Raw genomic sequence first — 9493 nt, 5'->3', positions numbered from 1 at the left:
ATTAGCTCAACCGTATCCAGAATTTTAAAGTCTGAGAACTTGCCCGTGCTTGTAATGGCCTGTGCATTTAAGATCTCCTGCTCGAATGTCAAATTTTTCCCAGTCAGCTCAAAAAGCACACGTCTGCGATTTTCATTTTCTTGCTGCATAAACCTGCTTTTAAATTCATCAACTCTTCCAACACTAAATGTGTCCATTACAGCCCATTGATTTAAATACGCTTTAAGATTCTGATCATTAATGCCCTGCGTTACGATCTCGTTTAGAGTTTTTAAAATAGATTTCTCAGATGGTTTTAAATCCTGCTTTTTCTCGAGTTCTTTGGCATATACCTGATATCGAGCTAGTACCACCTTTTTTCTCATTAAGTCCAAATTATCTATTCGTTTAAGTAATATAAAATAGTCATTTGATGTAACTGAACGATTGGTTCCGAAAGGCAGATTCCTCAAAAAATCCATATAGGACAATGTCATTGTATAAGCGTCGTCAAACGCAACTCGATCCAAAGTAGGCAGCTTGCTGGCTTTATTTCGTGCCATGCCAAGCGTGTGACTAATGTCAAGCAGATTATTTGCTATGTTAAATTTAATATTTTGTGACAGCTGCTTTTCGCTTCGTTTACTCATACCAGCCGTGTCCTTATAATTTTTTAGTTCCACAAGCCGTTGTTTTTGAAGCTTCAGAAAATAACTTTTGTACTGATCTGCGTTGAAGTTATATATCTCTGTGTCAATTAAATTCCAGTTATGATTCAGCGTTGATTTCAACGCAGCTAAATCGCTATTCATATCCGATCCAGCACCCATAAATAGGTTGGTTGAACTGCTATCTGTAAGGTCGAAGAGCTGCAAAGTTTTCATGCCTGGCTCTAAAATGATGTACATTGTCTGGAATGGAAATTGCACCATGCATTCTAATGGATAGTTCATCGGAATCCGAACCTTAAAAGTTCCGTCAGACTTAATGTTAATTAAGTAACTATCAGTTACCCCAGTGATAAGGTTACTGGCGAGTAACTGCCCTGTGTTGAATCCTAGTCCAACTGAGAAATTCCTGATAAATCCTGCATATGTTGCAGTATCAGTTTTAAATACATTACTGGTCAGTTCATTTTCTGCTTGACTGAATCTACGTTTTCCATTTGGTGAACGTGATAAGAATACCTTTTTATTACCGGAGAACAAAATTAGCTTACCAGCTTTACTAAGCTGAAGCTCTAGTAATGCGTTGTGGGTTCCCTCTTTAAGATTAATGCTGGTTATTTTATTATTCGAATTTATGCTGCTGTATTCCCATACTTCACTATCGTAAGCAATCCTGTCTTCATAAACGCCAATCTTCCAGCTTCTATTCCCATTCGCAAGAAACCAGTTGCCCATTAATTCTTTAGGAAGTCGACTTGTTTTCTGAGCGTTGCTTATGAATGTAATTAGACTTAGGAAAAAAATAAATAATAGTCTGAAGTAGCGCATAAACTGAGGTTTAGTAAAGGCTTTTAACTTCCAATATAATGCTAATTATTAGACAGTCAGACTTACTCTTGAAATACTTACTACTAAATTTTAATTTATTATATAACAGCATGTCTTATTAACCCAAGGAATGCTGCCTCATTAAGTTCTACATTATTAAAAAACGGTGGAATAATGGAAAATACAAGATTTTGCGCAAGCCAGATTGTCCAGAAACCGAAATTTTCTTTTTGCCGTAAATCTTTAATTAAAGTGAGATTAGCCAGTACCGTCTTTTTAAAAGAGGGAATATTGTTATAACTTTGAAATTTACATAGTTTGAGGAGTACGGTAAAACCAATGTAAAGAAGTGATATCTTAAATTATTCGATAGAATAATGATGGTGGGTAAATGAACACCTTCGATTTAAAGAAATTAATTCTCATCTTGCCGTATTAGTAAATGCATCTGTTCTTAGTCATCTATAGGCGAAATTACACTCATAAATCTATTAAAAGTAATTACTCATTTGCCAATGCAACCAATTGCTTTTTAATTTCATCAATCCCAACCCATTTGAAATCTTTATCAACTACTTGTCCAGCCTTATTAATTAAGGCATAATGAGGAATTGCTGTAACATTAAACTGCTTCGCTAGTACATTATATTGATCATCAGTTAATCTATAGTGCTCCCCTTTAATACTGGGCATTACAATTTGGTAGCTTTTTTCTGGCGAAGTTGGACTGGTGATATAAAGAAACACGACATCCTTATTTTGGGCCATTTCTTCTTTTAAAGGGACCATTTCTTTAATGCTCATTAGGCAAGGCGCGCACCATGTAGCCCAGAAGTCAACAAAGACTGCCTTGCCTTCATATTTTTTTATTAGATCCGCAAAAACACCATCAGCCTGTGCGTCTTTTTTAATTTGGTTATCGACATAACCTGTTTGCATCTTCGCATCCCTGAGAGTTCCTTTCAGTTTATTATTTAATATTTCTACATCAGCCAAAAGAAACTTGTGTTTAGTTCTTGACCTTAATTTGTCAACCTCCGCATCTGACAAGGTATCCTTATCAAAATCTTTTTGCACGGATATAGATTGCAGATACAACAATTCAAGTTCCAGGGTTACATTCGTATTTAAAAGTTGTTTCAAAACAATTTTAGTGGCCTTCTCCAGTGGTACTGGCTTTGGAGGGGCCTGCCGTGCCATGTCTTTGAAATATGCTAGGTTAGCCTTCAAAACTTTATCTAATGTATCAAGTGCTTTAAGACTCTTGATCTCTTTAACGTAATCTATTCGATCAGTTTGTTCAGTAATTAGCTCGATTCTCTTTAATTGGTCTAGAAATCCGAAATACCAATAGGAGGACATGGCTGTTGGATCATTATATTTTATTTCTTTAAGAAAATTATAATAAGAGACATCAAGCTTAACATTAGGAATTACAGGTTTCCTGTCATTAAATGGCAATTTATTCTTTGTGCGGTAAGCATTCTGCCGCGTATGGTTATAACTTAGGAGGTAACCTGCCAACTGGTACTGTACATATCTTTTGACCAGTTGATAGCTACGTTTATCCATACCTGCGGTTGTTGCTACACTATCAATGGCAGACAGCTGACGAGCGCCAATCTTTGAAAGGTAGTCTTTGTATTGTTCGGGAGTAAACAGGTATATATCATCGTAGATGGCCGACCAGTTCCAATCCAATAAAATTGGTCTCACTTTATTGATATCGTTATTGATCAATGCCAATTGATCATTACCTTGAAATATTGAAGAAATGTTATTGGCGTTGGTAATGTCAAAGTCCTGAACTATCTTTTTGCCAGGTTCAAAATATACATGGCTATTAAAAAATGGAAAATTTATCCAACACTCGTTGTTGTAATTTAAAGGGAAGCTCGTTAAAAATGATCCATCAGGTTTGATTTCAATCAAGTATAAATCTGTCAAATGGGTTACTACATTAGACACATATATTTTACCTGTGTTATAACCCATATTCGTGGAGTAACCTTTTATAGTCCCGCTGTAGGTGACCATTTTGGACTTCGCTGATGCCTTGTAAACTGTAAAAAGCAGAAGCACCAGAACTAGTATTTTTTTCATATTTGGCTGAGATTGTTATTACGATAAAAAGTATCGCGATTAATTTGATATTACTTAAACTTACTATTATTTTCAAATAGTTTACTTATTCATTTTATGATACACAGTTTATTAAATTACAAAATTTAGCACAAGGCAGATTTGTCACACACGACTTCGCTGTAGGATTTTTTCTTGGCAATTTCCTTGATTATTCTATTCTCACGCTTAAAGATAAATAACCTGTACGACGGTTGTCAAAGGGAATATGGAAGAAATTGCTTAGAGTAATTTTTCGGCTGATTCTATTGGAACCCCGAATAGAACTATACAGTTTCAGCTATAAACTTTTCAATTTCCCGGTTCTGGGTTTGAGAAGGAACGTGCTTGGTATTTTTTAAAAGCAACGAATGAGCAAAGGAAGGAAAAATTTTGGCTGTCCGATCCAGCATTTGTTTACCAGGAGAAAACTTATCGTCGGTTCCGGCAACCACGTAGATCGGCACAGTTATTTTCCTCCCTTCTTCCTCTGAAATTAAGGGAATGAGCGTAAAATCCTGCTTAAAATATAATAAAATGCGGGAGAGTGATTTAAAAGCGTATGAATCGTTTTCGGTAAAAAGAGCATTTAAGAAGGTGCGTAAAAACGCTTCTTTTTTCGTAAGCATATATAGTTGCAGGGGCAGAAAAAGTCCAAATAAGCCGCCCCATGGTTTAGCATTGATAATACCAACCGGCACGATAAGAAACGCTTTCTTTATTTTTGATGGATCTTGGATAAGGGTTTTAAGACAAACAAAGCCACCGAAAGAAACGCCGACCAGAACTACCTGCACAAGGGACAGTTGCGTAATTACTTCGTTTAACCATTGCCCATATTCTTCGGTCTTCATGCTTGGCCGGGTTTCAGCACTTAAATTTGGTTGACCGATAATATCTACGGCATAAACCCTAAATGTAGCGGCTAAACCTTTCATTTCGTCGAGTGCGACTGGCGCACAGGCATTAGCTCCGTGTAGCAATATTAATGGCGGATTAGATGGGTTACCAGTAATAATAATATTGGTTTCGCCAAAGGTCGTTAAAACCTTTTGGGTCGAATAGTTCATACTTAAACCTTCCAGCTTTTCCTGGTAAATAGCTAAGATTTCTTTTTTATTTTCGGCGCTTTTATAAAGACTTTTCATAATGGTGAGGGGTGATATACATTCTATTCCTGCTACTCCTATCTTGTATCGGGATTTATCTTTGCTTGGTTTCAGGCATTTTTCGCCTACCTTTATATTTAGGTCAAAGTTACTAATAAAATAAATATTTAGGTCATGTTTACTAAATGAAAAATATAAAAGCCCATATCCTGGAGGTTTCAAAAACACTTTTTAACAAACTTGGAATAGCAGATGTTACGCTTAGGCGAATTGCATTGGAATTAAAAATTAGCCAGGGCAACTTAAATTACCATTATAAAAGACGTGAAGATATTCTGGAAGCCTTGTATTTTGAGATGGTTACCGACTTTGATGCCCGGGTTAATAACCTAGGGTCTACAAAAATTGATTTAGCCGTAATTTATAAACAATCAAGAATCAGTATGTTCCAGATGGCTGAATATAATTTTATATGGCGTGATTTATCTCAATTGCTTCGGGAAAATGATACCATCCTTAAGCATTTTACCGAGGTATATCAGAAGCGTTTCCTGGGGTATAAACATGTATTTGGATTGCTTGTAGCAGCCGGTGAAATGCATCCTTCTAAAATAGAAAAAGAGTACAACCATCTAGCGAGTCGCCTAATTTCTTACAGCGATTTCTGGCTATCGTCCGTAGCACTTTATCAAACCCCCCTTACTCCAGCCACTATAACCGAGCATCACTTGATTTTATTCGAAACTTTTTACCCATATTTAACACCAATAGGTCAGAAGGCTTATAAAAAAGTACTAGATGAGGCTTTTGCCGAAAAAGTGTAAAATAGTGACACTTCCTAGATTCTCCATTTCGCCAGGGTAAATTAAAAGAAAGTATTAAAAGCGCCAGGACTTGATGAATCACCTCTTCCGACTCTTTCTAGTTTTTGCTATGAATCTCAACATCTCGATGCCTTAGATATTTATAAAGGGTCATTTTTGAAATCAAAAGCTCTTTAGCAATAGCGTCAACTCCAAGTTTTCGTTCATTATATAATGTTTGGGCAAGCATGGCCGTTCGCTCGGCTTCTTTAGAAAGCCCCCGGCTTCTTCCACCTTTCCTTCCACGGGCCCGGGCTGCCTCCAGACCGGATTTTGTCCGTTCCCGGAGCAAGTCCCTCTCAAATTCGGAAAGCGAAGCGAAGATGTTAAAAATCAATCTTCCTTGAGCTGTGGGTAGTATCTATATGATCATTTAGAGATATCAGGCCAATTCCTTGCTTTTCAAAAACGGAGGTCTATTCTAACAAGTGCTTCCAATTGAAATTGCAACTATAAAATAGACATTTAGTTATGCCGCAATATTTTGTTTGTTTAATGTTTTCCCATATTCTTCTGGTGACATATAGCCCAAGGCTGAATGTAATCTTTTTCGGTTGTACCAGGCCTCTATGTATTCAAATACAACGAGTGCTGCCTGCTCTTTATTTGCAAACTTATTCTGGTATATACATTCGGACTTAAGGGTTTTAAAAAAGCCTTCAGCTACCGCATTGTCCCAGCAATTTCCTTTTCTGCTCATGCTCCTTATGATCAATGGATTGCTTTCATCGTTGCACCTAAAGCCCATCCGATTACCTTTCTATCCCCCAGATCTATTACTGTTGTCAAAAACAACCACCCCTGCTTTGTTTTTATATAAGTGATATCAGATACCCAGGCTGCCGCTAAAGTGCCAGGCTTCAAATCCCGATCCAGTTTATCCTCGGGTACTGTTGATTTGTGGTTAGAATCAGTAGTTACATTAAACTTCTTCTTCACAATATTTCTCAAATGCAATTTTTTCATTATTCTGGCTACTCCTGGCCTGGATACTTTAATTTGCTTTTTATTGAGCACCCGGGTGATCCTGGGACTTCCATAAATGCTTTTACTGTTCTCAAAAGTTTCTAATATCTCCTGCTCCAGCAATATTTGCCATCGCTCCTGGAGAAGATGCTTACAGCCTTTTTTAGAATGTCGCGCTCCATCTGCGTTTCAGGAAGTTCTTTCTTCAATTTGGCTAGCTCTTGCTCTCCCTCTGTTAAAATAACTTTTCCGTTTCCCCGAAAACTACTATTCTGTTTACTTGAATACTCCTTCCTCCAGCGATATAATAACGACGGTGGAATGTCCAATTCTTTGGCTAGAGCTGTCAAATCATTTCTGGTATTACTCCGTTCAACGCTCAGCACCTTGAACTCTTTCGGGTACGCTTTCCTTTCTCCTGACATCATGTTAAGTTATCAAATTCCCTTAATTTGATGTCTGTTCAAATGTAGCAACTCCAGAATGCCCCGAAAAAGGATAGCTTAGAAATGTTTATTAAGATGATTAAGCCTTATGATCAATGAATGGATGCGATATTAATGAGTTAGTTCTTTAGGCATGCAGGTGGTAATCAGGGAAAAGCTAAAAACTATTCCTACCAATATTGATTCGCCGTTTTAAAATTAGAAATATTTTGGAAATAATTGCTGCTTGAAGGCATTTTTCTTTAAAACGGACTGAACTAAGTAGCATATTATCATTAAATTTAGGTAGACCACAAGCACCATCCACAAAGGAATACCCTTAAATTTTAATCATTTTATTGTTCGTTCAAAAGATTGCGACGACTGGGGTAATGATAAGATAACCGAGGCAGAATTCAATGTGTTTACTGAAGCAAAAAATCAATACGGTAAAAATGAATTATATAATAGCCGACATCAGACGTTTTTTAAAAAACCCCGAAGTTTCGAATATCTGGTCGCCTCAATACTCTAATGACCTTATAGCAAAATTAAGGGTTATTGAATAGGATGTATTACGGTGATATTTCATTATCATTTACTCATCATCAAAAACTGAAAATTTAATTTGATTTTTGAAATGGGTTTATGATAATCAACAGGAAAAATAAGGTGTATGGGCTTATATGTTTTGTAAGAAACTGCTTTGAAACTGTAAAAGTTTGGTGTGTTAAATTATCGAAAAACCAGGAATTTATGATAATCACAATCTGTGACGTAGTTATAAGATTATTTGCTTAATGACATTTAGTTACTTGTCTGGATTCATTTGTCGATGTGCCATCGTAGCAAATTCCAGATAGTCTTCTAATGGTTCGAGTCCAATAGAATTCCTTCTTTGATTCACTTTTTTGGGATTCTTCAAGTTTTTGGGAAAAGCTCTTTTTTGTTCATCATAGCTTAGTTGTGTTCCATAAACTTGAGCTCTATTTAAATTAATGTTCACTCGGTCCGTAAGAAATGCGAAATTCGATGGGTCAGCCTTTTTATGCTTCACTTCCTTCTTCATTTCTTTTAACACCTCTTGCTGAAATTTAAGGTCGTGGTCACTGTGTTGTACACACAACCAAAAATTTTTCGAGCTTTCCTTACCTACTTTATCATAATTAGGAAAACCGTGTTCATCAAAAATTTTCTTTAATACTTCTGCGTTTCGCAAGAAGGTTTCTTTTACAATTTTGCGTAAAGAATCTCGTTCTGTTGGCTTTCCATTTCGAACATCCCAGCCTGTTTTTATATCGATAAATGCCAAACTGTCTATCTTTTTTTTTAATAAAGGAAATTGAACTTTGTCTTGTCCTCTAAGACTAGATGCAAAAAAAAGCATTAATGTCCATAGTATATATTTCATATTTCGATGGTGTATCACTGCTAACTTCAAGTAATGTAGCAATAAATTATTCTATTAACCATTAAACAAAACCATTATCATTAAAGGGCGGAATAATGGAGAATAAAAGATTTGGCGCAAGCCAGATTTGTGGTACAAACCAAAATTTCTCTTTTTGCCGTAAAGCTTAAATTAGAGTCAGATTAGCCAAGACCGTCTTTTTAAAGGAGAAATAATGATAATTTGATTGTACTAAGACTGCTCGTTGGAATAAATTTATGAAGAAGACATATCGTCTAATAGATGTTTGCTCATGTATTCAGCTATGTCTCTTTCATTTTTGTCCTGGCTTAAGGAAAGGGAATCAATAATGTTTTGTTGTTCTTTTTCAGTTTTGTTTTGGCTCAATTTTTTCTTTGCTTGTAAATCGGTTATCGTTACCTCAAATGCAACAATGCCTCTAGCTAATTTCAATCTGTAATCGACAGGTAAGTTATCCCATTGTTTTTTATATCCGGCTTCATAATTATTGATGGTTTCTTCAAGGACATCAAAAGTGCTTTGTTCGTCAGTGATTAACATAGCATCCCCATACGCATGAACTGCGATATAGTTCCAAGTTGGCACGTTTAATTCTTTTTCGTAATGACCTGGCGAAATATAAGCATGTGGCTGATTAAATATCACTAAGGATTTATTGTTTTGCAAATCTTCCCAGTGAGAGTTTGCCTTGGCAAAATGAGAAGTCAAAATGACTTTATTTTCCCTGGTTGATATGATAAATGGCAAGTGTGTCGCCGTTGGTAGGTCTGCCTTCGCAGTAATAATTGTTGCAAAGCTATACGCCTTCATAAAAGCGACAATTTCGTCCTGGTCTACTGTTAAGAAGTTTTTAGTGATATACATGATAGATACGTGTTAATTTTGGTTGTAAATTACATTTTATTGGTAAGTAGTTGATGTCAAAATCTCACTGCATCTATTGTAAGCTGAAATCACTATCAATAAACGGTCGTTTTATGATTTATATGGAATGCACTTTTACAGGAATTATTTTTTGCCAAATTCACGATTTCGTTTTAACCGTTACAGTTTATTACATAAAATATTCCTTGACTGAAAAGTATGAAGTGGAGGTTTATGC

The 9493-nt window shown here is 36.1% G+C and carries 9 protein-coding genes and 2 pseudogenes; 1 reads left to right on the top strand and 10 read right to left on the bottom strand.

The genetic code is table 11. The features are described from left to right. From ACHFIZ_RS17575 to ACHFIZ_RS17565, 3 genes are all read right to left on the bottom strand, one after another. On the bottom strand, positions 1-1475 hold a 1475-nt coding region (locus ACHFIZ_RS17575), incomplete at its 3' end, for a hypothetical protein (RefSeq protein WP_410888226.1). A gap of 501 nt (positions 1476-1976) precedes the next feature. Next, on the bottom strand, positions 1977-3578 hold the full coding sequence (locus ACHFIZ_RS17570; protein WP_410888224.1) for a TlpA family protein disulfide reductase: 1602 nt from the start codon (positions 3576-3578) through the stop codon (positions 1977-1979). A gap of 305 nt (positions 3579-3883) precedes the next feature. Further along, positions 3884-4927, bottom strand: a complete 1044-nt coding sequence (locus ACHFIZ_RS17565) for an alpha/beta fold hydrolase (RefSeq protein ID WP_410888222.1) — start codon at positions 4925-4927, stop codon at positions 3884-3886. Between ACHFIZ_RS17565 and ACHFIZ_RS17560 the strand changes: the two genes are divergently transcribed. Further along, positions 4891-5529, top strand: coding sequence for a TetR/AcrR family transcriptional regulator (locus ACHFIZ_RS17560; RefSeq protein WP_410888220.1), 639 nt, complete (start codon positions 4891-4893; stop codon positions 5527-5529). The two genes, ACHFIZ_RS17565 and ACHFIZ_RS17560, sit on opposite strands and share 37 nt — an antisense overlap. A gap of 112 nt (positions 5530-5641) precedes the next feature. Here ACHFIZ_RS17560 and ACHFIZ_RS17555 read toward each other — a convergent pair. The 7 genes and pseudogenes from ACHFIZ_RS17555 to ACHFIZ_RS17525 form a co-directional block, all read right to left on the bottom strand. Further along, positions 5642-5960: pseudogene (locus ACHFIZ_RS17555) on the bottom strand (recombinase family protein); the annotation flags it as partial. A gap of 77 nt (positions 5961-6037) precedes the next feature. After that, complete coding sequence (locus ACHFIZ_RS17550) at positions 6038-6268, bottom strand: IS3 family transposase (protein ID WP_410888218.1); 231 nt, start codon at positions 6266-6268, stop codon at positions 6038-6040. An 11-nt stretch (positions 6269-6279) separates the two neighbouring features. Further along, positions 6280-6534 (bottom strand): hypothetical protein, encoded by a 255-nt coding sequence (locus ACHFIZ_RS17545; RefSeq protein ID WP_410888227.1) that lies wholly within the window; start codon positions 6532-6534, stop codon positions 6280-6282. Between the two features lie 18 nt (positions 6535-6552). Beyond that, positions 6553-6657, bottom strand: a pseudogene (locus tag ACHFIZ_RS17540) (IS3 family transposase); the annotation flags it as partial. Further along, on the bottom strand, positions 6636-6962 hold the full coding sequence (locus tag ACHFIZ_RS17535; protein WP_410888217.1) for a transposase: 327 nt from the start codon (positions 6960-6962) through the stop codon (positions 6636-6638). The gene ACHFIZ_RS17535 and the pseudogene ACHFIZ_RS17540, both read right to left, overlap by 22 nt. Before the next feature lie 808 nt (positions 6963-7770). Continuing rightward, the gene (locus tag ACHFIZ_RS17530) at positions 7771-8370 is read right to left on the bottom strand and encodes a DUF6624 domain-containing protein (protein ID WP_410888215.1); all 600 of its coding nucleotides are present in this window, start codon (positions 8368-8370) and stop codon (positions 7771-7773) included. Positions 8371-8625: 255 nt separating this feature from the next. After that, entirely contained in the window at positions 8626-9255 is a 630-nt protein-coding gene (locus tag ACHFIZ_RS17525) for an FMN-binding negative transcriptional regulator (RefSeq protein ID WP_410888213.1), read from the bottom strand. Between the last annotated feature and the right edge of the window lie 238 nt (positions 9256-9493).

The sequence above is a fragment of the Pedobacter sp. JCM 36344 genome, from assembly GCF_046546555.1.
GTDB lineage: Bacteria > Bacteroidota > Bacteroidia > Sphingobacteriales > Sphingobacteriaceae > Pedobacter.
The sequence above is the reverse complement of the archived record's forward strand: the minus strand, read 5'-3'. Positions and strand labels throughout refer to the sequence as shown.

What these genes read in the sequence shown, in the direction of transcription:
- ACHFIZ_RS17545 (WP_410888227.1), bottom strand. Translation starts at nt 6,534, where the DNA reads ATGAAAAAATTGCATTTGAGAAATATTGTGAAGAAGAAGTTTAATGTA.
- ACHFIZ_RS17550 (WP_410888218.1), bottom strand. Translation starts at nt 6,268, where the DNA reads ATGAGCAGAAAAGGAAATTGCTGGGACAATGCGGTAGCTGAAGGCTTT.
- ACHFIZ_RS17570 (WP_410888224.1), bottom strand. Translation starts at nt 3,578, where the DNA reads ATGAAAAAAATACTAGTTCTGGTGCTTCTGCTTTTTACAGTTTACAAG.
- ACHFIZ_RS17530 (WP_410888215.1), bottom strand. Translation starts at nt 8,370, where the DNA reads ATGAAATATATACTATGGACATTAATGCTTTTTTTTGCATCTAGTCTT.
- ACHFIZ_RS17560 (WP_410888220.1), top strand. Translation starts at nt 4,891, where the DNA reads ATGAAAAATATAAAAGCCCATATCCTGGAGGTTTCAAAAACACTTTTT.
- ACHFIZ_RS17535 (WP_410888217.1), bottom strand. Translation starts at nt 6,962, where the DNA reads ATGATGTCAGGAGAAAGGAAAGCGTACCCGAAAGAGTTCAAGGTGCTG.
- ACHFIZ_RS17525 (WP_410888213.1), bottom strand. Translation starts at nt 9,255, where the DNA reads ATGTATATCACTAAAAACTTCTTAACAGTAGACCAGGACGAAATTGTC.